Below are 25,128 nucleotides of genomic sequence, written 5' to 3' on the forward strand. Positions count from 1 at the left end.
GTAGGAAGGAGGTGTGATGTTGGAAAAATGGAAAATAGTTTTTATGACATTATTTTTAATTGGAATGGCACCTATTGTAATGCATGCCGAAGAAAATGAAGCAGAACAGGAACCGAAGCAAAGAAAAGGGATCATATCGGGTGTTGTGGATGTGGTGGCAGATACGGTATCCTCTGCCGGTAATGTGGTAAATGAAACAGTCGAGATGACAGGTAAAACCGTCCAACAAACGGTTGAATTTACAGAAGATACTGTTAAAAGTGTAGCGGAACCACCTGCTGAAAAGCCTGTAAAGCAAATCGTTGAAAGGACTGCAGAGTTTGTACAGGGCACTGTGGAAAATACGATACCAGTTGTGAATCAAACAACTGAAACTGTCCGAGAGACTGCTGGAAACGTGACTGAGATCACTGAAGAAGTACCCATCGTTTCACATGCTAATCCTGTGGTAGAAGAGACAGTCGATTTTACCTCAACTACAGCAGACCGTACAGTCAATCTCGTGAACGAATCGGTCAACACAGTGACAGCATCAACTGACAAACCCATTAAGCGGGTAGTGGAAGATACCGCCGACTTTATAAGCGAAACGGTCAACGGTACAGTACCGATTGTAGAGGAAACAACGGAAATGGTACAAGGAATCGTACAAGACGTTGCGCGAGTAACGGAAGAGTTGCCGGAGTTGCCTGTTGTGACACCTGTCGTCGACCAAACGACAGAACTAGTGAAGGATACCGTCGATACTGTTAAAGGTACAACGGATCAAACAGTCTCTGAAACAGTCGATGCAGTGGTTGGTACAATACAGAAACCAGATGAAATTGTAATGGAGAAAGAGCCTGAATTTCCTTCTGAAGTGATAACCTCCGAAAAGCAGAATACGGAGATTGCGAGAGTTCCGTCCGTTCCTTTGAATAAGTCTAATTTTAATTCGAAAAAAGAGCCTGATGATCTTGAACTAGAAGTAGAATCTGAAGATATTCAGAAGGAAGCGATCAATTCATCTTTGAAATCTGATGGGTTGCACGAGGCGTCCAAAGCTGCAGATTTAATGCACAAACTATATGTATCTAGGCAATTCATGGAACAACAAGAACGCACGCCTGTTGGTTCAAACTCTTCATATAAGATGAACTTGCCTGGACAGTATGAGGGAAACGGCAAAAATTTGAATCGATCTGTGACAAAGAATGTGAAAGCAGCACCTTTTGAAGCTTTCATTACGACGGGTTCTTCATCAATCACCACAACATCTTCTTCTGTAAGTAGTTCACATGTAAATATAAGTGCAGACTTGTCGAGCGAATACTTAGTGAATGTTCAATTGGTCAGCAATCGCTGGTATTTGGAAAGCACAATCGGTAAATTGCAATGGGTCCATGAACCACCTGGGCAACCGCCCAAACAGCTCCTTTTTTATACGTTAGCGTTTAACTAATAAAAAAGGAGAGAATTATTATGAAAACAAATTGGATGAAACAAGTCGGAATCACATTCGTTGTCGGAGCATCGATATATTTATTCCCATCTGCAGGACAGGCAAATGAAACAGACGAATCTACGGACACTGCCTTAGAGGTCAATGATCAGAATGAAGCAAAGCCGCTCCTTGACGTTCATTTAGAAGATGTACCAGTTGTCGGTGATGTGAAAGTTCAAATTCCTTCGTCTGAAACAGGTGAACAATCTGTTGCGAAAGTACAGGTTAGCGAAGGTATCGTTGATAATCTGGAAGTGGATGTAGCACCTGTGAAAAATGTTGACCAACAGGAAACAACGCAAGCAAAGAAGGCTGTTGCTACTGTGAATTTGTCGACACCTGTTACAGATGATGTAGAGGTTGACGTAATCGCTGAAGAAAAAACACAGCAATTAGATACGTCTGAAACCTCTACTGCAATCACGAATGTCACTGCGGATGATTTGCCAATCGTTGGAGAAACGGAAGTTGGCATAGCAGAGAAGAAACACCAAACGACAGATGAAGCCACTTCATACGATGGCGGTGTAGTGGAAGTGAATATCGAAAAGGTACCCGTAGCGGAGGAAACGCATGTCGGCGTGCTCGACAAACATGTGGAGAAGACGGATGATTCCTATACAGAAAAAGGAGGGGTAGTGCAGGCGGATTTAGAAGCACCCGGTTTACTGGATGACACCCATGTAGGGATCTTGGATTCCCACGTTGTAAAAGGTGAAGACTCATCTATCTATAATGGTGGTGTATTAGAAGCGACAATCGAAAAAGCTCCGGTCTTAGACGAAACACATGTAGGAGTTTTAGACCAACATGTGAAGCAGACTGAAGACGGCATCACAAGTGATCGTGGAGTAGTCGAAGCAGATGTAGCGACGCCAGGTTTGCTGGACGACACCCATGTAGGGGTCTTGGATTCTCATGTTGTAAAAGCTGAAAACTCATCTTCATTCGATCGCGGCATAGTGGAGGCGACGATCGAAAAAGCTCCAATCTTGGATGAAACGCATGTAGGAGTGTTAGATCAGCATGTGAAAAAAGATGAAGATTCCTTTTCACTTGATCAGGGCATTGTGAACACTATTGTGACGAACCTTCCAATTGTCGGCGATCTGTCTATCGGTGTTTTAGACTATCACGAAAGAGAAATGGAAAACCAATCTTCTCTTTCCACAGGCTTAGCTCAGATTGGGTTAAATGGTACGCTTTTAAAAGATACGGCTGTAAATATTCTAAGAAAACAAGAACAAACGACAGAAGACGGAACCTATACAAAACAAAGCGGCATCACGTTGGGCGTAACTTTACCTATTCTAGGTGAAGTGCAAGCAGATATCTTGTCTAATGAAACGTTCACATCAATAGCTATCGTTTCCCCAACCACTCAGCCTGGAACAAATCCTGATGAAAGTCCAAACGACGACAGTAACGGTACAACGGAACCTGATGATAATGATGGACAGCCAGGAACGTCTCCAGAAGATAGAGATGAAAATCCAGCTCTCCCTGTGGTGGATAACGAAGAAAATGACGGCACCAATTCGAATGAAGGGAATGGAGAAACTACTCCAATCCGGGATTCGAACGATACCACGCCGCCGATTGTAGACGTTCCTGAAGAAAACGGGAATTCCAAGCAAGAGAATAACAACTTCGATTCGAATAGTGAAGAACAGCCGAATGGTATGTGGGGAGACAATGGTTCGGTTAAACAGCCAAACGCCGACAATTCTGATGGATCAGTGAATCCGAATCATCTGAATGCTGCTGGATGGTTGGCACAGACGCCTGCAAAACACAATCAATTATTCGACGCCAATATAGTTGGAACAAATGATAGATCCAACCAATTAGCCGGACAGCCAGTTGCATCTAATTCATTTGAACAATTGCCAACAACAGGAGGATTTTTGGATCCTGCCCTTACAGCTATCTTGGCTCTGTTCTTAATGATCGGCGGTTTTACAGCACGACAATGGGCGCTGAGCAAAAATGAGTGAGCGTGGAGCAATAAAGAAAGGCTCATTTGTCAAATGGATAGCAAACATCTTGATTATTGCGGGAGCGGCGACTTTGTTACTGCTCATTTCGGGAGTACATTCAAATAAAAAGCAGCAATCAGAACGATTAAATGCTTTTGCTGCGATGAAAGCGGAAGCAGCGAATTCTTCCGACATACATCCTGCATTACCAAATGGTACTTTGGATCCGAAACTTGAAGGAATCGAAGGCATTTTGGATATCCCGCAAATCGACTTGGAAGCCCCCGTGCTGTTAGGAGCTGATGAGCAGACATTGTCAGAAGGTTTAGGTGCTATTGAAAACATGGATCAACCAGGCGTGATCGACGGCAGTTATGCGATTGCAGGCCATCAATCGCATGTATTCGGAAAGTACTTCAACCGGCTTCATGAAATGGAAGCGGGTCAGGAGTTCACTTATGAAACTTTGGACGGAATACAGCGTTACAAAGTATTTGACATTCAAATTGTCAAGCCGGAGAAGGTGGAAATTTTAGATAGTCAAAATGGAATTGCATTGTTGTCATTAATCACGTGCTACCCAGAACGATCCAATGAATATCGGCTTATTGTGCAAGCGAAACGTATACAATAACAATCGGAAAATCCTTCAATCTATTATGGTTGAAGGATTTTCTGTATGTTGACCACTCAGTTAAACTTGTATATCTGTCTGTCTTCAAAAGACTCAGGAAATTAATAGATTATGATATACTTTGCCTAGAATAGAAAGGGGGAAGTAGGATGACGCCTAAAAACTCAGACCGTTTTATCGTCGCGTATAATCGTATTGATAAGTCCTTAGTAAAACTAACAGGCATGCCAAATCATTTTTCGTTTTCCCGAAGAATTGACAAAGCAAAAGAGAAAAATGCGCTGATTCGACATTATGAAGAGGAGTTGCGGGAGTTCGGGAGTTTGCGGAATGCAATTATACATAATCGGACAGGGTTGAATTATGCGATTGCGGAGCCCCATGACGTGATCGTAGAAATGATTGAAATGATCGAGAAAAAATTGTCTAATCCTATGACAGTGAAGGATCTCTTCAGTAGAAAAGTACATACGTTACAAGCGAAGGAGTCGTTGGCAACGGGGTTAAAGATGGTAAGAGAGAAGAAATTCAACCAAATACCGATCTATCAAAAAGGCAGGTTCATCGGGTTGATTACCGCTAATGGAATTATGAATTGGCTGGCGGATCAAAAACACGAAGACATTTCCCGGGAAATACCGACATTATACGATGTTTATAATCACGAAAAACGTAAAAACACGTATCGTTTTGTAAAAAGTACATTATCTGTTTATGAAGCAGAAGAGTTTTTTAAGAAGTCGATTCTTCGAGGAAATCGTTTGGAAGCATTGCTCATTACGGAGCATGGAGGAAAAGATGAAAAATTGATCGGCATTATAACACCATTGGATTTATTGAAGCTGGATTGACGATATGGGAAAAGGTGATTAGGTTGAAATCTGAAACTACAACTAGGTTATATGAACCTGCAATCCACTTTCAAAAAGTCTCGTATAAAGTGAAAGATACTGAAATTCTCAAAGAAGTGACTGGTTCATTTCCTAAACATAGAATTACTACGCTCGTCGGACCTTCAGGAGCAGGGAAAACGACGTTATTGAAAATGTGTAATGGATTGTTAAGCCCTACAAGCGGAGAAGTTTATGTGGAAGGACTGCCTCTTCAAGACATTTCACCAATACAATTGCGTCGACAAGCAGGGATGGTTCTGCAGAATTCCCCAGTGATGGACGGCAGTGTTTACGATAATTTGTCATTGCCATTACGTCTGCAAGGCAAGGAATTAAGTGAAGAAAAAGCGACCGATATATTGAATCAAGTAGGGCTTGATCGAAAATACTTACGTCGCAATAGCCGCAACTTGTCAGGAGGACAGCAACAAAAAGTTTCGATTGCGCGTACATTGCTGAATGAATCCAATATCCTTTTGCTTGATGAAATCACTTCTGCACTCGATCCTTCATCATTACGCGAAGTAGAGGAATTGATTCGCAAGCTTAACGAAGTCCATCAAATTACGGTTGTATGGATTACACATAATTTAGAACAGGCAAAGAGAATGGGGCATTACGCTTGGATTATGATCGACGGCCAACTTGTGCAGACAGGGAATACTTCTGCGTTACAACATTCAGATGATCCATCTGTAGAACGCTTTTTGAGAGGGGAATTCAAATGAGTACGACGGCCCTCCTGCTGACGTTAATCTTCGTTTTCATTCCAATCATTCTATCCAAAACACTTGGATTGCAACTGGAAAAAGACACGGTTATTGCTACGGTACGCTCTACAGTTCAATTGTTGCTAGTTGGTTTTGTATTAAAATTCGTCTTTGATTCGGAAAGTTATTTGTTCATCTTTTTGATGGTTTCCCTGATGATTGGCGCTGCTGTTCAGAACGCCCGTAAAAAAGGCCAGCAAATAAAAGGGATCACATGGAAGCTGATCGTAACTTTTGTTCTATTAGAAGTTTTGACACAAGGTATTTTGCTGGGATTCAAGATTGTTCCCGCGACGGCTCAATACATTATTTCATTGACGGGTATGGTGATTGGAAATTCAATGGTCCTGTCTATACTTTTCCTTAACCGCTTCGTAGCGGAAGTGGAAACCCATCGTTCAGAAAGCGAGTTGATTTTATCCCTTGGAGGTACTCCCAAACAAGCCATTCATCGACAATTGATCCGCTCTATACAAGCGAGCATGATTCCTACAATTGAGAGCCAAAAAACAATCGGCCTTGTGCAATTACCCGGTATGATGAGCGGGCAAATCATTGCAGGCGCAGATCCTTTGGAGGCTGTACAATTTCAAATCTTGGTCGTGTTCTTGTTATTAACTACAGCTGCTTTAACAAGTGTCTGCCTAGGCTTGCTTTCGTATCCTACGTTGTTCAATGAACGGATGCAGATGATCCAAAGAGGAAATGATAGTTCAGATGAATAAATGAACAAATATTCATATGGATTCAGCGAGAAAAAAACCTGCACTACTGCTGAATCCGTCATGTTTTTGACAGCTGTATTATTCTTCGTGTGGATTGAAGCAAAACACATAATCATCGTTTTAAATTATGCGATCACCGAACCAAACTATATCCTTCCCGCACTAAACAACGTGATCACAAAAACAAACTACATCATCCCTATACCACCCCCTAACCAATTAAACCTACCAAACTATCCGTAGTTCAAACGAATCATAATCATAAATCTATTTGACAATGATTCTCATTATCACTTATGATGATTGCAATGAGAAACGTTCTCATTAAAATAAGGGGGGTATGGAGAGAGATGAAGAAACTAGTAAGTGTAGCAGGTCTTCTCCTGTTGCTATTGGTCTTAGGAGCATGTGGTGCAGAAGAAGATCAAGCAGCAGATAAACTGGCTGCGGCTCCTATAAAGGCTGAAGAGCCAGAAGTGACAGGCAATCCAAGTATTGAAGTAACCGATCTGACAGGTCAGACATTGACTTTTGATAAAACTCCATCTTCTGTCGCCACATTAAGTTCAGGCGATTTAGATGTGTTACTGGCACTGGGAATTGAAGTAGCAGGACGCCCGACTGTGCAGGGACCTTCAGTAGAAGGACTTGAACAAGTTGCAGAAATCGGGAATCCACATCAGCCAAATTTTGAGAAGATTGCAGAAATAAATCCGGAAGTCCTGATTGCTGCACCAAGCTTCAAACAGCATGAAGAAAACATGGAGCGTCAAGGAACGAAAATAGTTTATACTGCGGCTAATTCCGTTGAAGATATTCAAAATACAATCGAATTGTTTGGAACAATATTCGATAAAGAAAAAGAAGCACAAACAATTCAAGATAAGATTGCAAGTGAAATCCAGAAAAACACTGAACAGAAAGCAGATCCTGTCAGAACACTGCTTGTCTATGGAGCACCCGGTACATACTTGGCAGCCCTTCCAAACTCTTTATCCGGTAACTTATTGGAACTGGCAGGCGGCGAAAATATCGCAAGTGATTTCCCGAACGAAGAGAAATATCCACAATATGCAAGCTTAAGTGTCGAGAAAATCATTGAACGCAATCCAGAAATGGTCATGTTGATTACGCATGGTGAGCCGGAAGCTGTCAAGACAGCGTTCGAAGGCGAAATGTTGAAGAACCCTGCATGGAAAAACTTAGATGCAGTCAAAACGGGAAATGTTGTCGTCCTACCTTCCCATTTATTTGGCACGAATCCCGGAACGAAAGTAGTCGAAGCACTTGAAGTAATGAAAGAAAGTTTAGGCCAGGTTAAATAAGATGATTGCTGTACACGAACGAACAAAAAAAGATCAGCACCCGCTTGCAAGAAAACGTCTCATCGTGTTAGTGACGAGCGGCAGTTTACTGATGGTCGCAGCTATCGCCAGTTTGATGATCGGACCTGTTTCGTTCTCTTTGCAAGAGATTTGGAATGGCATCTTTCAATCAACGGATACGATGGAACGGCGAATCGTTTGGGAACTTCGTTTTCCACGCGTTTTAGTCGGCATGATTGTCGGAACCAGCTTAGCGGCATCCGGGGCGATATTACAAGGAATCATGCGTAACCCGCTCGCAGATCCGGGAATTATCGGCGTATCTTCTGGCGCTGGACTAGCAGCGACAACCATCATGATCATCTTTCCGGCATACATTATGTTCTTACCGCTCGCTGCCTTTTTAGGTGCATTCGTGACGGCTCTCGTTATTTACGCATTATCTTGGAGAGGCGGGGCATCACCGCTGCGAATCATTCTTGTCGGTGTCGCTATCAATGCCGTTATTGGTGCTTTCATGAGTGCGCTCATGCTGCTGTACAGCGATCGGGTTCAATCGGTCCTGCCATGGCTTGCCGGTGGAATAGCGGGTGTCGGTTGGGTGCAATTTGAGATGATTATTTATTACGTAATTGCCGCGCTTGTGTTAGCAATCTTTTCAATCAAGCATATTCGGATTTTACGGTTAGGAGACGAAGTAGCCAAATTACTCGGTCATAACGTGGAACGAAGTCGATTTTTCTTAATTGTTTTGAGTACATTGCTTGCTGGATTGGCGGTAAGCGTTTCGGGCTTGATCGGTTTTGTCGGTTTGGTCGTACCGCATATTATGCGCTCGATTGTTGGAGGCGATTATCGGTTCCTTCTGCCAGCTTCGGCATTAGGCGGTGGATTGCTTGTTGTGGTGGCGGATACGATCGCCCGTAGTGCTTTTAATCCGATCGAGTTGCCTGTTGGTATTTTATTGTCTTTCCTAGGCGGTCCATTCTTCTTGTACTTAATTCAAAAACGGAGGGATTCATTTGCTGGTAACTGAAGAACTTTCCTATCGTCATTCGGATTCATTCGGATTATCGTCTATCGATCTTCATATTAAACAAGGAGAAATCGTCAGTCTGATCGGTCCGAATGGTTCAGGCAAGTCTACTTTTTTGAGGCTGATCTCGCGGCTGATTACGCCAGGTAGCGGTGAAGTTTTGCTGAACGGAGAACGTCTGAAGCGAATGAAGTCGCAGGAAGTGGCGAGGAATTTGGCGATGCTTCCGCAAATGCAAGATCACCAATTGGATGTGACGGTGGGAGAGCTAGTGGAATTCGGCAGACATCCTCATCGTACTGCGTATGGAAAGCTTAGCCAGGAGGATCAGGAGATCATTGATTGGGCGATTGAAGTAACGAATTTAGGTGCTTATAAAAATCGTCTATTGCATTCATTGTCTGGGGGGGAACGGCAACGTGCCTGGATTGCCATGGCGATTGCCCAGCGTCCGAAAATTTTGTTGCTCGATGAACCAACCACGTATTTGGATATTTCACATCAGCTGGAAGTGATGGAGCTTGTGGCGGAACTGAATGAGTCGTACGGCATGACCATTGTCATGGTGCTCCATGATATCAATCAAGCAGCCAGTTATAGTGACCGCATGATCGTATTGAAAGATGGAAGGGTACGGTTCGATGGTATTCCACAATGTGTTTTGTGCAAAGACATGTTCCATTCGATTTTTGAAATTGATGCGGAAATTTTCATGAAGAATGGGAAATGTTTTTTCACACCTAGTAAATTACGAAAGGGAGAATGTCATGAGAGCAGAGGGAGAAAAGAAACAGCCAATTGACCAAGGACTTGTACGGCAATATTTAATTGCGACACATGGCAATTTTGAGAAAGTACAGAAGTTGATTGAAAAGGAACCTGATTTGGTTCATGCTGTGATGAACTGGGGTGGCGATGACTGGGAGAGCGGGTTGGGGGCTGCTGCGCATACTGGAAACCGGGATATTGCGGAGTATTTAGTAGCAAAAGGAGCACGTATGGATATTTTTGCAGCCGCTATGCTGGGTGAATTGGAAATTGTCCAATCAATGCTGAAGTGGTATCCGGACTGGCGAGAATTAAAAGGTCCGCATGGTATTCCATTATTGCGGCATGCGGTAGTAGGCGGTGACCAAGCGCAACATGTAGTAGACTATTTACAGACGATGAAAGAGGAGGCAGTGCAATGCAAATGATGACAGCAGTGAATACGATTTTTGTGGAAAAAGGAAAAGGGGAACAGGTGACTGCACGTTTTCAACGAGCGAAAACAGTCCACACATTTGAAGGATTCATTCGAATGGAAGTTCTATTGAAGCAGGATGCTGAAGATCAGGATGAAGTGAAAGTTTGCACGACTTGGGAAGACGAGAAGTATTTTCAAAACTGGCTGAATAGCCGAGAGAATGCAAAGTCTCACGAATCGAAAGCACCATCAACTGAACCAAGTCCGATTTTGGGGAATAAGTTGACGAAATTTGCTGTGAAAGTACAACATTTACCAGCCGAAATTAGTGAAGTGAAGTAATTTTTTGACGTAGCGGCGGCAGATAGGATGCTAGAACTGCCGCTCTATCAAAGTCCGAATGCGATCTATACAGAGACCTGACTGTATAGATGGCTTTCGGGATACCGTCAGCATAACTGTACATCGCGGAAACACTTGGAAGCCGATGTCGCAAAGTCTCACCTAATCGCAACCCTCCCTTACTTGCGGACATTCTAAGGATTTAAAGACATTGTTGCTTTCAAGATGTTCATTTGGCTGCCTTTCTTAACTGAAAGGCAGTTTTTTTATTTTTATTCATCAGGCGGGATTGTTTGAGAAAGAGTTTTCCTATGTCAATTTGAGCGGTTCTTGTTTTTTTATGGGAAAGTTTTTGTCTTATGGGGCAGTGGTTATGGCAATAGAAATGTGCGTTGCGCTGGTAGTTTGGTGCGTGTTGGTTATACATTGGTTCGGTCTGGCCTAACAAATGTGAGGATAGAAGAGTATTAGCTCGGTCTGATGAAACTATGGTTCGGTGCAATGATGGTTTGGTTCGTTCCCGCTAATTTCATTGTCCTATTACGCATAAAAGCTGTCACGGAAAGTCATTTCTGACTTTCTGTGACAGCTCTATAAGTGCAATTGATTTTATGTGAAGGAATATTTCCCTTTTCTTATACTTTGCCCACAAACCAAAATAATAAATGTGCAATACCTGCTATAATCGGTAATGCGATAATGGTGCGAAGCAAGAAAATGATTAGTAAATCAAAAATGTTCAAAGGAATTTTCGTTCCTAAAATCAATCCGCCGACTTCAGACATATAAATGAGCTGTACGACTGATACTGCTGCGATGGTAAATAATGTGACAGGCGAAGTGATGACGCCTTCTGCCAAAATAACGGGTAAAAACATATCCGCAAATCCGACGACCATCGTCTGTGCTGCATCTGCTGCTTCGGGTATTCTCAAAAACTCCAGAATGTATTCGAATGGTTTACCCAGGATTCGGAAGATGCTCGTATATTCCGCAAGCATCAAAGCTACTGTCCCGAAAGCCATGACTACTGGTGCGACTCCAAACCACATGTCAAGTACGTTTTGAAAACCCATTTTGACGGTTTTTCCAATGGAGCGTTGTTTTGAAGCCGTCTGTAATGCAGTATCCAAGCCTAATGCAAATACATTCGTTCCTTCAGGCAATTTTTCATCTTCAAGTGAAAACTCCCGATCGTCGATATACGTATTCTTAATAGAACGTAAAGGATAGATCCGCGGCATGACGAGAGCCAAAATCAATCCGGTTAAAACTACTGTTCCGTAAAATGGAAGGAAGTAATCTGCCATTCCGACCGTATCGATGATGACCAATGAAAATGTAATCGATACAACAGAAAATGTGGTAGATATAATGGCAGCTTCACGCTGTGTATAATGGCCTTCTTCATACTGTTTACTCGTTAATAAAACACCAATTGTTCCGTCTCCAATCCACGAAGCAAGTGCATCAATGGAAGAGCGTCCTGGTAGATTGAATAAAGGCCGCATGATCTTGACCATCAGCGTTCCGAAAAACTCTAGTAATCCGAAGTTCAGCAAAAGCGGAAGCAAAAGTCCCGCGAAGAAGAAAATACTGAACAAAAAGGATACAAGTCCGTCACTTGCCAATAGTAAGCCACCTGTATTTTCACTCCAAATGGCTTCAGGTCCTACTTTAAAGACGACCATGACAGAGAACACTGCACCAATTACGCGAGTGATCGTCCAGAAAGGTGTCACTTTGAATAAATTTACAAAAAATGAAGGACGCTGAGGATCCTTTCTTACGAATGAAAATAGGATGGAGCCTAATGCAGAGAGTATGATCATCACCATCATCAACTGCGAGATAACGGGTTCCAGCGATCCTGCCATTAAGTCGGCTAGTTTGGCGATCGGTACTTTCCAGCCATCCTGAAATGGCAATGGAATCATAAATAGCATAATCCCGAGAAGGGAAGGAATCAAAAATACAAACCACGTACTAGCGGTATATTTCTTCAAGGTAGTTCTCTCCTTGTCTTTGATGTATAAAGTGAATATTTATACATTATACTGTTTATCCGTCCAATGTAAACACTTTAAGCTAAAGTGCGATTTTTCAGTTAGCGGGCAGACTTTAATTGATAAAAAGCTCGCTTGGAATAACTTCCAGAGAAGTGTTGAATTTGCATCTCAATATGTTCCGAATGAAGTGCATTACGCAACGGCTGGATCCTGAAAGAAGTTCGCCAAAATGTCCGGTCATCAGATTTCACCTTTACTTTGAGCTTTCTTTGTATACATGCTATTGCCTTTTTTACCAATTTAGAAACCAATACAAATGTACACTTTTGCAAGAGTTCAAAGAGCATTCGAAATCCATGAATTTTCTTCATTATTACAAGTATGAAATATAACCGTTCCCTCTTTAAATCTGATAGGAAAAAGCGTATGCTATTTCAATAGTAATGATTATGAGGAAGAAATGGAGGAGGATGTTGGTGGTTTTTGGAGAAAACATCAAAGTCCGTAAACGCATCTTACAGTTGATCGACGGCTTAACAGATGAGGAATTTAACGGAACGCCCTCATGCGGCGGCTGGTCTCCCAAGCAGATCGTAGAACATTTAGCATTAATGGAGTGCCGAGTTGCTACAAACATTGCCAAAGAATTGAAAAACCCTGACAGTCCGCGGGTTTTCAAAAAACCGATCAGTGTATCGGCCAGTCCTCTAATCAAGGCTTATTTATTGGAATACACAGAACCGACGGATACGTATCTCTCGATTTCAGAGACTAAAGAACGTCTACATCAGTCTCGAAATTTTCTATTGGATATCTACGACTCGGCAACTGAAGAAGAGTTACGCAGCAAGTCCATCAAGCACCCGGTCTTCGGGTACGTACCGTTAATCCAGTGGTTCCGTTTCGTCGGTTTCCACGAAAAACGCCATTTGAGACAATTGAAAAGAGCAGTGGATCTTGCGAAATCAAATCCCACGCCGCTTTATGAATCGTCTAAATAATAGATAGGAAAGAACTTGACCCCACTCGGCTCAAGTTCTTTTCTTTTGTCAGGTTTTCGTTGTCCCCTATAGAAGTGTTTTTCAGCTATACTAGGAATAGCAGCTTGAAGATAGGATGTGGGGTTATGAGTCATTTAGTTGTAGAAAAATTAACCAAAACGGTTGGGGATAAAACCTTGTTTAAAGATGTAGAATTTGCCATTACAAGCGGTGAGAAGATCGGGTTAATCGGCATCAACGGAACCGGTAAATCTACTTTATTATCCATACTGGCAGGACAAGAGGAAGCGGATTCTTATGCAGCGGATCATCCGAATAAATTCCGTATCGCCTTTCTTCCTCAGGAGCCAGTTGTGGATCCTGAATTGACAGTCATGGAGACAGTTTTTAAGAGTGATGCACCGATCATTCAGCTGAATCTTCATTATGAGCATGCTTTGCAAGAACTTTCATCAGATTCATCAAACCCTGAGCTTCAAGAACGTTTTACGCGTTTGCAAAATGAAATGGACGCAACAGGTGGGTGGGATTTGAATGCCCAGGCACGAACGATTCTCATGAAGCTTGGAATTGATATGTTTGATCGGAAGATGGGCGAACTTTCAGGAGGCCAGCAAAAACGGGTAGCTTTAGCGAAAGTGCTAATCGAGCCGGCAGATCTATTGTTGCTGGATGAGCCGACAAACCATTTGGATGTGGAATCCATTCGTTGGTTGCAAGACTTCCTGCAAAATATTCAAGGCGCCGTTATGTTCATCACGCACGATCGGTACTTTTTAGATCAAGTAGCAACCCATATATATGAATTGGCGAATCAAACATTGTATTCGCATACAGGAAACTACGCCGACTACTTGGAATCCAAAGCATTGCGCGAAGAAATGGCCGCTGCGTCTGAGCAGAAAGACCGCAATCGTTATCGTAATGAATTAAAATGGATACGCAGAGGTGCCAAGGCGCGTTCTACCAAACAAAAAGCACGAATCGGTCGTTTCGAAGAACTTGAAGAAAAAGTGAAACAGACAGACTCCTCATTAGATTTAGAAATGGATCTGCAAACTTCACGTCTAGGTAGGAAAGTTCTGGAAATAAATGATATTACCAAAAGGTTTGGACAAAAAGTGATTTTGCATCCGTTCTCCGCAATTTTACAGGCAAAAGACAGAATTGCCATCGTCGGTCCGAATGGTGTTGGTAAGTCAACACTTCTTAAGATGTTGGAAGGCACCATTGCACCAGATACTGGTAATATCGAAAGAGGAGCGACGGTGAAGATTGCGCATTTTCATCAGCATATTCCGCCAATGGATGAAAATCAGCGAATTATTGAATATATCCGTGAAACATCCAATGATATAGAAGATGGAAGCGGCGCACGATTATCAGCTACACAAATGTTGGAGCGATTTTTATTTCCGGCTTCTTCACATGGTACGCCAATTGGGAAGCTTTCTGGCGGCGAGCGAAAACGGCTCTATTTGTTGAAGCTTTTGATGGAGCAGCCGAATGTCCTGCTGCTAGATGAACCGACGAATGACTTAGATCTTGAGACACTGTCTGTCTTAGAATCCTTTATCGATACGTTTACTGGCGTCGTCGTTACCATCTCGCATGATCGCTTTTTCCTCGATCGTATATCACGAAAGCTTTGGGTATTGGATGGGACAGGAGACATAAATGTATGGCTCGGTCTGTATTCCGACTTCTTGGAGGAGACTCCATTGAAAGAGGAAAAAGCACCGAAGAAAATAGAAGTGCAGCCTCAAGAAGAATTAAAACAGAAAAAGAAGATGACCTATTCGGAGAAGAAGCAATGGGAAACCATTGAGTCGGATATAGAAGTACTTGAAGAAAAAATCACAGCGACCGAACAAGAAATGGCAGGAACGGGATCTGATTACGATCGGCTTCGCTTACTCGATGAACAGTTGACAGAGCTCAATACACAATATGAAGAGCTGATCGAACGCTGGTCGTATTTACAGGAATTAGCCGACTAAGAAAGAAAGAGTAGATGGAGGAGATTTCGTTGAAAATAAAAGCAATTGAACCGACACCTAGTCCCAATTCGATGAAAATCATCATGGATACTGCATTACCTGAAGGGAAGAGTCATAATTATAAAAAGAAAGATGAAACTGAAGCACCTGAACCGATCCGTTCACTCTTGGCAATCCAAGGTGTGAAAGGAATTTATCATGTGTTGGATTTCATGGCAGTCGAGCGGATCGGCAATGTCCCTTGGGAGTCTATACTCGCAGAAGTACGCGCTGTTTTAAATGAAGAAGGCGATGTAATGGAACAATCGGAAGACATGGAAATAGATGAACACTATGGGGAAGTATATGTTCATGTACAAACGTATAAGGACATCCCATTGCAAGTCAAAGTTTTCAACAGCGATGCGGAAGTGCGTTTCGGTTTGAGTGAACGCTTCGTCAACGCAATGGAAGCTGTACACCACTCCGAAGTGGAGAATTATATTTTATTGAGAAAATGGGCGGACTATGGCATTCGTTACGGTGAACTGCAAGAAGTGGGAGACCAAGTCGCGCAGGAACTGGAAGCAGCTTATCCAGAAAAACGTCTGCAAGAACTGGTAGAAAAAGCTGAAAAAGCCGATGATGAAACAAAAGTTAGAGGCCAAAAAGTAACGCTCGCTGAGTTCACTGTTCCTGAATGGGAAAAACGTTTCCAGCTATTAGACCAAATGCCGGACCCGGATGCGTCCGATTATCCAGTATTGTCCGTTGCACTTGAAGACGAGAAAATGTCAATCCGTCGTCTCGCTACGGTTTATCTCGGAATGATTGAAGATGAATCGGTTATTCCGTTTATCGAAAAAGCATTAGAAGACAAAAGCTGGGCGGTTCGCCGTACGGCAGCAGACTGTATGAGCGACCTAGGATATGTTGGGTTCGAACCTGCGGCGATTCGTTTATTGAAAGATAAAAACAAACTCGTCCGCTGGCGTGCAGCAATGTTCTTATATGAAACTGGTACGGAGGACGCATTGCCTGCTTTACATGAAGCGGAAAATGATCCGGAATTTGAAGTGAAGCTGCAAGTGCGCATGGCGATTGCCCGCATTGAAGAAGGCGAGGAAGCTAAAGGTTCTATTTGGCGCCAGATGACGGAACGAAATTAAGGAATAAAGGGCTGTCCAGAAAATTTCTGGCAGCTCATTTTTTGTATGAGAGAGCGTTTTGTTCATCTATTTTTACTAGGTTGACAGGATTGTGCGGTACTCAGCTGGTTTGGATGGTTCCTCTGCTACTTTTGCCTATTCTTTTTAAAATTTGACTATTCATCCCTTTCTTTTAACAAGGACTAAAGGTATACTGTAATAATACTGTATATTTACCTAGGAGGTCCTAATAAAGTGAAAAAATCTAGAAGTATTGCGATGCGGCTGTCAGGGTTAATCATTGCATTATTTTTATTATTGTTTTTAGTGTATTCGGTCGTCACAAGTGTCATGTTACATAAGCAAAGCCTGCGTGATGCGGAAGAATTTGCAATGGAAAGCACAAATAAGAGTTCGCTTGCTTTGAGTGAAAAGCTAAAGGAAACGAATGAAATGCTGCGAACAACTAAACATATTTTGGAAACCCAGCGAGCAGAAGGAGATCTTCATGCGGATGAAGTCATTCGAATCATCAAGAACAACCTTCAAAATAATGAGGATGCAACAGGAATGGCAGCTGTCATCAATCAAGCAGCCATTGCGAATAAAGATGCAATACCACAGGATCTACTGGATGATGATCAACAATTCATTCCGTATACCTTTAAAGAAGGGTCAACAATCGGTGTCGAGCCTCTAAGCGGGATGGACGATCCGGAAGCCAACTTATGGTATACAGTGCCGAAATCAGAACAGCGTGCGATTCTGACGGAACCTTATGCATACGATACAAACGGACAAACGATTCTTATGACAACTATTTCTGTGCCATTACTTGATTCAGCAGGTACTTATTTCGGTCTGTTGACGACCGATTTATCCATTGATTTCTTAACAGATTTGGTAAATTCGATTAAACCTGACGGAGGCTATGCATCGGTTATTACAGACAATGGCGATGTAACAGCAAATAGCCTGAAAGAAGAAATGAACGGCGCCAATATGCAGGATTCCATTGATTGGGCTAGTGTCAAAGAAGTTATGGACAAAGGCGAACTTTCGAATCTATACGTTGATTCGCAGAGTTTAGGCGAAACTGCCTTCAACGCGTTTGCGCCTATTACTTTAAAGGATATTGATGAAACATGGACAGTGCAGACAGTAACACCTAAATCGAAAATCTTGGAAACGTTCAATTCAATTTTGTGGATCACGATTATTTCGGCAGTCGTCATTGTGTTGCTCATGGCAGCGGCTTCTACCGCTTTCATTTATCGACAATTACGTCCATTGCGGGAATTGCAGCATTCAATGGAAACAGCAGCGGCTGGAGATTTGACGGTGCTCGTCGATGAAAATTCGGTACGGCAAGATGAAATTGGTGCCGTTTCATTGGCTTATAACGATATGCTGCAACGAACGAATGAAGCGATACGAACAGTGCAACAGTCATCTACCCAATTGAGTGACTCATCTTCTCAAGTAACACACGCATTTGAAGAGCTTGTAGCTGCGAATCAGGAAGTTTCAGTAGCGACCGATGAAATTGCGCAAGGTGCGTCACGTCAGTCTGAAGATACAGAGCAAACGAGTCTTCGTATATCCGACTTGGCTGATCGTATGGAACACTTGAATGAAATGTTCCATACTATGAACAATTTATCTGGACAAGCTTCTGATGCTACGGAAGATGGTATTGGTGAAGTGAAGAAATTACGCGACCATAATACATCCGCCAATGATATGAATCACAAAGTTCAACTTCAGATTGAAACGCTATCTACTAAGATATCGTCGATCAATCAAGTAATCCAAACTTTACATGATATTACGGCAAGTACTAACTTGCTCGCACTCAATGCAAGTATTGAGGCAGCAAGAGCAGGAGAGAGCGGGAAAGGTTTTGCGGTCGTAGCGGATGAAGTTCGGAAGCTGGCGGAACAATCACGTGTTGAAACCGAGGTAATTCAAGAAACCGTAAAAGAGATTTTAGTAGAGTCTGAACAAACGGTGGAAGTGATTGACAAGAGCATGGAATTGATGGAAGGTCAGAATCAATCCGTTTCGGATACGGAAGAATCATTTATCCGAAATGCTAAGATCACGAAGCAAATCCGTGAAGCGATTGCGGAGTTGTCAGAAGAGCTGACCGAAATGATGGAGCATAAAGACGAAGCAATCCTCGCCATTCAAAATGTATCTGCTATTTCAGAACAAACAGCGGCTTCAGCTGAAGAAGTGAGTGCATCGTCCGCGGCACAACAACACGAACTCGAGCAAGTGGCGAATTCGACAACTCAAATGAATAAAATTGCTGGAGAACTCCAAGGCGTTGTGGAGCGATTTAAGCTATCTTAAGTTATGTAAAGCAGAGACGGAAAAATTCCGTCTCTGCTTTTTTTGACTAAATCTGTTAATAAGTCGGAATTAAATTATATTGCAGGAAGTTGGGATTGGAATAGAATAGGTGGTGGGTGTATGGTAAAATGAACAACTTATATAGTGAAAAGTATTTAGAGTGATATTTCTGAAGAAGGGGTTATAAATGGCATGGTGTATTTATTTAAGAAAGATAAACGTAAGGCAGAAGTAATAGCGAGGGGAACTAAATTGGATTGTATTACTGGAGTTATTCAATTGGATCATTCTCCTTCTGTGAAAAAGCAAATGGATATGATTAATTTCACGGAGTATGACCTTGGATTCCTTCTGTCTATTAAAGATCAAGTTCAACCTATCCTGCCTGTTATGGTAGATGCTTTTTATAAAGCCTTGGATGCAGAACCGAAATTGAATAAGATTATCTCCAATCATAGCAGCAGAGAGCGTTTGAAAGCGTCATTGAACAGACATTTACTGTCGATATTCGATGGTCGGATTGATGAAGCTTATTTGGAACAGCGGAAAACCATCGCGAAGGTTCATGTGCATATCGGCCTTGAATCGAAGTGGTACTTGGCTGCCTTTGATGTAATTTGCGATGAGTTTTTTACCTTCATTGAACAGCTGGACATACCGAGGGAAAGGCAATTTCGGACATTGCGTGCATTCATGAAGATATTGAATTTTGAACAGCAATTGGTGTTGGATGCTTACGAAGATGTAAATAAGGAAAATCGACAAAAGGCTGAAGAATCGAAAATTATTGTTAAGGAAAAGGTATTGGGAACTGCCCAAGAGTTGGCAGCGGTCAGCGAGCAGACAAGTGCTTCTTCAGAAGAACTTTATAATAAAACGCAAATTCTTGAAAAAATGACGGTTCATAGCTTGTCGTTTATTACGGACACGGAAACGACTTCGCTTGCCAGCAAAGAATTGGTGAATCAGCAGTCACAAAAATTTGAACAGATAGTAGAGTTTACGGCAGATCTGATGGACCGCATGGAAGCACTATACAAGTCTACGGATCATATACGTGAGGTAGTAACGCTCATTACGTCCATTGCCGATCAAACGAACCTCCTTTCATTGAATGCGGCGATTGAAGCAGCAAGAGCCGGACAACATGGTAAAGGGTTTGCTGTGGTGGCGGCAGAAGTACGCAATTTATCTGTTGAGACAAAGAAAGCGATCAGTACTGTCACAGCTATGATTGAAGAAACAAATACGAATATGAACGACATGTCCAATTTTGTACAAGTAATGGAACGGTTGATTCAAGAAAGTTCTGCCGGCAATCTACAAGTGACAAATTCCTACAATGAAATTATACAAGCTGTTTCAGGTATGAAAGAGCAAAGTGAACAATCCAAGAATTCCGTTGAGAGTACTGTGCAAATTCTACAAGAAATCAATCAAGCGGTGGGAGCGATTGCTCACTCGTCAGATGATTTGATACAGTTGGCAGAAGATCTTTAAGAAAGTAACAGGACAAATTATTAAAGAATATGAAGAGCGGGATGAGAGATCTTTTCTTTCTATTAGGTATATAGCCTATCATTTGTTACACTGAACTGATAAAAAGACTCGTGAATGAAGGTAGGTGTTTGTATGGAAGAAGTAGCACTAATTAGTGTTGTGTCCATTTTAGCACTTGGAATTTTTTCTCAGTGGCTTGCATGGCGTATTCAATGGCCTTCTATATTTATAATGTCAATTGCCGGCTTGCTCATCGGTCCGCTGCTTGGCTTGGTCAATCCCGAACTGGCACTCGGTGAGCTCTATAGTCCGTTGATTTCGCTGGCAGTAGCTATCATTTTATTTGAAGGCAGTTCCAATTTGGATGTACGGGAGATTAAGGATATTTCTAAATCTGTCTTTCGAGTTGTCACAATGGGTGCATTTCTTGCATGGATTTTGGGGTCACTTACTGCGCACTTCATTGCAGGACTCACATGGGAAGTGTCATTCATTATAGGAGGTCTCTTTGTCGTGACAGGGCCGACCGTCATTATCCCGTTGTTGAGGAATGCGAAATTAAAAGCCCGGACTGCAGCGGTACTGAAGTGGGAAGGAATTATTGTCGATCCGGCCGGCCCATTGCTAGCATTATTTGCCTACGAAGTAATCAAGGTTTTGACGAATGAGAATTTATCACTAAATTACTTATTGAATTTCTTTGGTGGCGCCGGGCTTGCGGTCCTTCTCGGATTGGTGATGGGGACCTTGATCGGTATTATGGTGAATAAAGGTCAATTTCCGGAGTACTTAAAATCTCCCGTTATTCTGGCATTTGTCTTGCTTTGTTTTACGATGGCAGAAGTCATCATGCATGAAACGGGAATGCTTGCTGTGACGGTTATGGGTCTCGTATTAGGTCGGAGCAAGCGTTATGTTTCGTCAATTGGAAATGTCGGTCATTTTGTTGAGAATGTTTCCGTCATGCTGACATCGACAGTCTTTATTTTATTGACCGCATCCCTTGCGAGAGAAACAATTGCTCAGATTTTCACTTTGCCTATTATCGGGTTTGTGCTCGTTATGTTGTTCTTTGTACGCCCCGTGTCGATTTGGCTTTCCACCATAGGAACAGAATTGGTCTGGCGAGAGAAGCTGCTGATCGGATGGATTGCTCCTAGAGGGATTGTCGCCTTGACGGTTGCCGGGTATTTTGCTGCAACTCTGGCAGAGGATGGTTATGAAGAAGCCTCCTTGCTGACCGCACTGACGTTTGCTCTCGTATTCATCACAGTTTGTGCTCATGGTTTTACCCTCGGTCCGTTGGCAAAAAAGTTGAATCTGGCCAGCAATGAACCGCCGGGGGTATTGATCGTCGGAGCCAGCAGTTTTTCTATCGGATTGGCTGAACAATTGAAGGAAATGAACATTCCTGTATTAATTGTCGATCCTTCAGAGGGGCGTCTGCGTCCAGCTGTTGAAAAGGGAATCGCCACGTTTACCGGCCAGATTTTATCTGAACGTTCGAGATTTTCCATTGACTTGGCACCTTACGATACGATCTTATCGATGACAGGAGACGCTTCTTATAATGCGTTGATTACACAATCTTTTGCACCGGAGTTTGGTTTCAACAATACCTTTTCCCTGACTGCGGCACCTAGTCATCAAATGAGTAAGTCGGAACTTCCCATCTCATTAAAAGCACATCTATTATTTCAGGAGGGTGCGACGTTTCCCGAATTAAATCGCAAAATTAATACCGATTATGAGATCGGGGTACTTGATTGGCAAGTCCCTGAATCGGATATAGGGACCAAAGAAATCCTTCCTGAAAATACCACACCATTATTTATAATGAAAAGGAATAAAACGATTGTATTTTCCACTTTGCAAAGAAAGATTTCTTTAGATCCCGGTGATCAACTAGTTGCCCTGAAATTGAAGGAAAGTGTATTTGCAAATAGATAAGGGGTTTATACTCCACCGACTGTTTACTTCATGTTGGTGGAGTTTTTTTGATTTAAAACGGTAAGATCTTCATTGTTCTTCAATAAGTCAATAAACACTTGCAATGCTTTTGTCTGAAAAGGCGAATTGGTCACAATGGAAAAATTGCGTTTAAAAGGAGTGCCTTTGACAGGTAATGTTTTGAGCTCTCCGTGACGCAGTTCTTTTTGGATGGCCCATTGCGAAAGCAGACTGATGCCGAGTCCGGCTTCTACGGATTCTTTGATTGGCTGGGTACTGCTGAACTGCATGACGCGTGCCGGCCGAAATCCTGATTGTGAGAAGAATGTTTCGGCAGCTTCTCGTGTGCCTGACCCTTCCTCGCGCAGCAGCCATAGGTCATTTGATAATTCGCCGATGGATAGTCGCCCCTTTTTCCTGACTAGGGGATGAATAGGAGACGCGACGACGTACATGGCATCTTCTGCAAAGTTCTCGTTTTGTAAAGGTGTAGCTTCCTTGAAGTGACCTTCAATTAGTCCAACGTCCAGTTGGTGACTGATGACTAGCTCTGCAATATCTGCTGTGTTCCCGATTGTCACAGAAGGCTCGATGGAAGGATATTCTGCGACGAGCTTGGACAAGATATGGGGGAGGACGTACTCTCCAAAGGTGTAACTAGCTCCGATGGTTAATGATCCGCTCGCTTTATTGGCTAAATCATCAACTAGATTATGCATTTTGGAGTAGAGGCCGACTATTTCTTTTGCATGATGATAGGCGATTTCACCAGCCCGATTCAGGCGGACATATTTATTTGTGCGCTCGAGTAGCCGGACTCCGATCGACTCCTCGAAGGAGCGGATATATTGGCTGACAGCAGGTTGCGTCATGTGAAGATCTTCAGCCGCTCTAGAAAAATTCTTACGTTCCGCTACGGCAATGAATACTTGCAATTGATGGTCGATGGGTAGCAACTCCTTCTCATATATATAATTACTTATCATGATCATTATAAATAGTTATTTTTCTTATAGCGAGCATTTTCGTATACTGACTATAGGAGGTGTTGTCGACATGACTACTGCAAACGAGACTCAAAAGCAGCAAGCACCACAACAACCGTCAAAGTGGGTTGCCTGGCTAGGTGGAGTGGCATTTACATTTTTTATAGCACTTTTAGGATTTTTATTAGCAAAACTACCTGGTTTTGACCATATTGGCCAGTTAGCATGTGCGATCATCATTGCGGTGGCCTATCGCCAATTCTTTGGCTATCCGGAAGCAATACGTTCAGGGATTGCTTTTTCATCTAAGCGATTGCTGCGTACGGCCATTATTTTATACGGATTGAAATTGAACATTGATACCGTTTTGAGTGACGGCTTAGGTTTATTGGTACGAGATGCCGGTGTAATTATTTTCGCGATTTTTATGATGATCTGGCTTGCGAAAATTTTTAAAGCGGATAAAGATATTTCATTGCTACTTGGTGTTGGGACCGGTGTCTGCGGCGCTGCTGCCATCGCTGCAGTCGCGCCAATTATTAAGGCGAAAGACGAGGACACGGCAATCGGCGTTGGAATCATAGCATTGATGGGGACCATTTTCGCCATCGGCTATACAATACTTCGTCCGATTTTGCCGCTCGACTCCATAGAGTATGGAATGTGGGCAGGGATCAGCCTTCATGAAGTGGCACATGTAGCATTGGCAGGCGCTCCAGCAGGGGAAGATGGCCTTGCGATTGCATTGCTTGCTAAACTGGGGCGAGTGTTCCTATTAGTTCCACTTTGCTTCATCTTCATCTATCTGATGAAACGCAAGAACAAAGGGACAGATGAAGCCGATGCAAAAATTGAATTCCCGTGGTTCTTAGTTGGATTCATCCTACTCAGCATTCTCGGCAGCTACGTATTCGGACATTCAATCCCTGTATCAGATAGCGTGATGGAAGGCGTCTCGGTTCTAACGACCTGGCTGTTGACGGCGGCGATGGTGGGTCTCGGGTTGAATGTCAGCTTGAAAGACTTGCGTGACCGGGCCATGCGTCCACTGGCGGCTATGGCTGTTACTTCAGTTCTGTTATCCGTGATTGTGTATTTTATTGTGTGAATTTTGTGTAAACCTATTGGAAGGAAACGGCTTCGTAATTCTTTTACGTGAAGTACAACCAAAAGATCTTTGCGTTTTCAAGATCTATGTTGTAGCTCTCATCCTTATCAGGGTGGTGTAAATAAAATAATCCGAGAAAGAGATTGTCTCTTTGCTCGGATTATTAATTTTACTTCTGAAATTTGCTTTAATTTGAAATGACAGTCAGTCTTCTTCGCGTTTAAAAGCAATTTGACTAGTAAACTCATTCCTTTACGAATCGGACAAGAGCCACAAACAATATTTCTTAATGTCAGAATGTCAGAGATTTAACAAACGAGTGCATATCAGTCTGTCAAATTTTCATAGTGCGCTTTTTGACAGATTCCCCAGCAATTCCCCAATCTTCTGGACGCATCTCTTCAATTTGGACTCGAACGGTTTCAATATCTTGCTCCAAAATTCCCGCTACTAAGTCTGTTACCTCTTTAATCATTATTTCTTTTTTCTCAGGAGTACAACGCTCCTCAATCATCTTAATATGGACAAATGGCATACTGAACATCTCCTAACTATTTTAGTTTGCTTAAACCTTTTTTATATATTAAACAGTAAATGAATTATTCGAATAAGTCAAAACATTTTAATTTTCAATAAGATGGTAATTTACATAAATAAATTAAAAAGTACTAGTTATAAAACACAAGAATAAATTAGCAATAAATATTCTGAACTTA

At 42.4% G+C, this 25,128-nt stretch carries 21 protein-coding genes; 18 read left to right on the plus strand and 3 right to left on the minus strand.

Features of this window, described 5'->3' with window-relative positions; translation table 11 throughout:
* Nucleotides 1-19: 19 nt before the first annotated feature.
* From B5D59_RS05330 to B5D59_RS05385, 11 genes are all read left to right on the plus strand, one after another.
* Complete coding sequence (locus tag B5D59_RS05330; RefSeq protein ID WP_139365949.1) at nucleotides 20-1,441, plus strand: hypothetical protein; 1,422 nt, start codon at nucleotides 20-22, stop codon at nucleotides 1,439-1,441.
* A gap of 20 nt (nucleotides 1,442-1,461) precedes the next feature.
* Nucleotides 1,462-3,480 carry a hypothetical protein gene (locus tag B5D59_RS05335; RefSeq protein WP_078817170.1) on the plus strand — a complete coding sequence of 673 codons (2,019 nt, stop codon included), beginning with the start codon at nucleotides 1,462-1,464 and terminating at the stop codon, nucleotides 3,478-3,480.
* On the plus strand, nucleotides 3,473-4,096 hold the full coding sequence (locus B5D59_RS05340) for a class D sortase (protein WP_078817171.1): 624 nt from the start codon (nucleotides 3,473-3,475) through the stop codon (nucleotides 4,094-4,096). Before B5D59_RS05335 ends, B5D59_RS05340 begins: the two co-directional genes overlap by 8 nt.
* Nucleotides 4,097-4,245: 149 nt before the next feature.
* On the plus strand, nucleotides 4,246-4,947 hold the full coding sequence (locus B5D59_RS05345; RefSeq protein WP_078817172.1) for a CBS domain-containing protein: 702 nt from the start codon (nucleotides 4,246-4,248) through the stop codon (nucleotides 4,945-4,947).
* A gap of 23 nt (nucleotides 4,948-4,970) precedes the next feature.
* A complete protein-coding gene (locus B5D59_RS05350) occupies nucleotides 4,971-5,717 on the plus strand; it encodes an ABC transporter ATP-binding protein (protein ID WP_078817173.1) in 747 nt (248 codons plus the stop codon).
* The gene (locus B5D59_RS05355; RefSeq protein ID WP_078817174.1) at nucleotides 5,714-6,484 is read left to right on the plus strand and encodes an ABC transporter permease; all 771 of its coding nucleotides are present in this window, start codon (nucleotides 5,714-5,716) and stop codon (nucleotides 6,482-6,484) included. Before B5D59_RS05350 ends, B5D59_RS05355 begins: the two co-directional genes overlap by 4 nt.
* A gap of 350 nt (nucleotides 6,485-6,834) precedes the next feature.
* Nucleotides 6,835-7,809: an ABC transporter substrate-binding protein gene (locus tag B5D59_RS05365; RefSeq protein WP_078817176.1), complete on the plus strand. Its 975-nt coding sequence runs from the start codon at nucleotides 6,835-6,837 to the stop codon at nucleotides 7,807-7,809.
* 4 nt (nucleotides 7,810-7,813) lie between these two features.
* On the plus strand, nucleotides 7,814-8,845 hold the full coding sequence (locus B5D59_RS05370; RefSeq protein WP_425441334.1) for a FecCD family ABC transporter permease: 1,032 nt from the start codon (nucleotides 7,814-7,816) through the stop codon (nucleotides 8,843-8,845).
* A complete protein-coding gene (locus B5D59_RS05375) occupies nucleotides 8,832-9,647 on the plus strand; it encodes an ABC transporter ATP-binding protein (protein ID WP_078817178.1) in 816 nt (271 codons plus the stop codon). The genes B5D59_RS05370 and B5D59_RS05375 overlap by 14 nt, the downstream gene beginning before the upstream one ends.
* Nucleotides 9,613-10,041, plus strand: coding sequence for an ankyrin repeat domain-containing protein (locus B5D59_RS05380; protein ID WP_078817179.1), 429 nt, complete (start codon nucleotides 9,613-9,615; stop codon nucleotides 10,039-10,041). Before B5D59_RS05375 ends, B5D59_RS05380 begins: the two co-directional genes overlap by 35 nt.
* Nucleotides 10,032-10,373 (plus strand): antibiotic biosynthesis monooxygenase, encoded by a 342-nt coding sequence (locus B5D59_RS05385; RefSeq protein WP_245799462.1) that lies wholly within the window; start codon nucleotides 10,032-10,034, stop codon nucleotides 10,371-10,373. Before B5D59_RS05380 ends, B5D59_RS05385 begins: the two co-directional genes overlap by 10 nt.
* A 635-nt stretch (nucleotides 10,374-11,008) precedes the next feature.
* Here the strand turns inward: B5D59_RS05385 and B5D59_RS05390 are convergent.
* Nucleotides 11,009-12,379 (minus strand): YjiH family protein, encoded by a 1,371-nt coding sequence (locus B5D59_RS05390; protein ID WP_078817180.1) that lies wholly within the window; start codon nucleotides 12,377-12,379, stop codon nucleotides 11,009-11,011.
* Nucleotides 12,380-12,852: 473 nt separating this feature from the next.
* Between B5D59_RS05390 and B5D59_RS05400 the strand changes: the two genes are divergently transcribed.
* The 6 genes from B5D59_RS05400 to B5D59_RS05425 all read left to right on the plus strand — a co-directional run bounded on the left by B5D59_RS05400 (nucleotide 12,853) and on the right by B5D59_RS05425 (nucleotide 22,318).
* Entirely contained in the window at nucleotides 12,853-13,383 is a 531-nt protein-coding gene (locus B5D59_RS05400; RefSeq protein ID WP_245799463.1) for a DinB family protein, read from the plus strand.
* Nucleotides 13,384-13,508: 125 nt separating this feature from the next.
* Nucleotides 13,509-15,383, plus strand: coding sequence for an ABC-F family ATP-binding cassette domain-containing protein (locus B5D59_RS05405; RefSeq protein ID WP_078817183.1), 1,875 nt, complete (start codon nucleotides 13,509-13,511; stop codon nucleotides 15,381-15,383).
* 29 nt (nucleotides 15,384-15,412) lie between these two features.
* A complete protein-coding gene (locus B5D59_RS05410; protein WP_078817184.1) occupies nucleotides 15,413-16,531 on the plus strand; it encodes a virulence factor in 1,119 nt (372 codons plus the stop codon).
* Between the two features lie 234 nt (nucleotides 16,532-16,765).
* Nucleotides 16,766-18,868: a methyl-accepting chemotaxis protein gene (locus tag B5D59_RS05415; protein WP_078817185.1), complete on the plus strand. Its 2,103-nt coding sequence runs from the start codon at nucleotides 16,766-16,768 to the stop codon at nucleotides 18,866-18,868.
* A 192-nt stretch (nucleotides 18,869-19,060) separates the two neighbouring features.
* Nucleotides 19,061-20,368, plus strand: a complete 1,308-nt coding sequence (locus B5D59_RS05420; protein WP_078817186.1) for a globin-coupled sensor protein — start codon at nucleotides 19,061-19,063, stop codon at nucleotides 20,366-20,368.
* Nucleotides 20,369-20,500: 132 nt separating this feature from the next.
* Nucleotides 20,501-22,318, plus strand: a complete 1,818-nt coding sequence (locus B5D59_RS05425) for a cation:proton antiporter (RefSeq protein ID WP_078817187.1) — start codon at nucleotides 20,501-20,503, stop codon at nucleotides 22,316-22,318.
* Between the two features lie 23 nt (nucleotides 22,319-22,341).
* Here B5D59_RS05425 and B5D59_RS05430 read toward each other — a convergent pair whose 3' ends face one another.
* Complete coding sequence (locus B5D59_RS05430; RefSeq protein WP_078817366.1) at nucleotides 22,342-23,265, minus strand: LysR family transcriptional regulator; 924 nt, start codon at nucleotides 23,263-23,265, stop codon at nucleotides 22,342-22,344.
* Nucleotides 23,266-23,374: 109 nt separating this feature from the next.
* On the opposite strand from B5D59_RS05430, the gene B5D59_RS05435 reads away from it, so the two are divergent.
* The gene (locus B5D59_RS05435) at nucleotides 23,375-24,412 is read left to right on the plus strand and encodes a YeiH family protein (RefSeq protein ID WP_040758394.1); all 1,038 of its coding nucleotides are present in this window, start codon (nucleotides 23,375-23,377) and stop codon (nucleotides 24,410-24,412) included.
* Nucleotides 24,413-24,746: 334 nt separating this feature from the next.
* On the opposite strand, the gene B5D59_RS05440 is transcribed toward B5D59_RS05435, so the two are convergent.
* Nucleotides 24,747-24,947 (minus strand): tautomerase family protein, encoded by a 201-nt coding sequence (locus B5D59_RS05440; RefSeq protein WP_040758392.1) that lies wholly within the window; start codon nucleotides 24,945-24,947, stop codon nucleotides 24,747-24,749.
* Between the last annotated feature and the right edge of the window lie 181 nt (nucleotides 24,948-25,128).

Origin of the sequence: Sporosarcina newyorkensis, assembly GCF_900167515.1 — a bacterium.
Classification (GTDB): Bacteria; Bacillota; Bacilli; order Bacillales_A; family Planococcaceae; genus Sporosarcina; species Sporosarcina newyorkensis.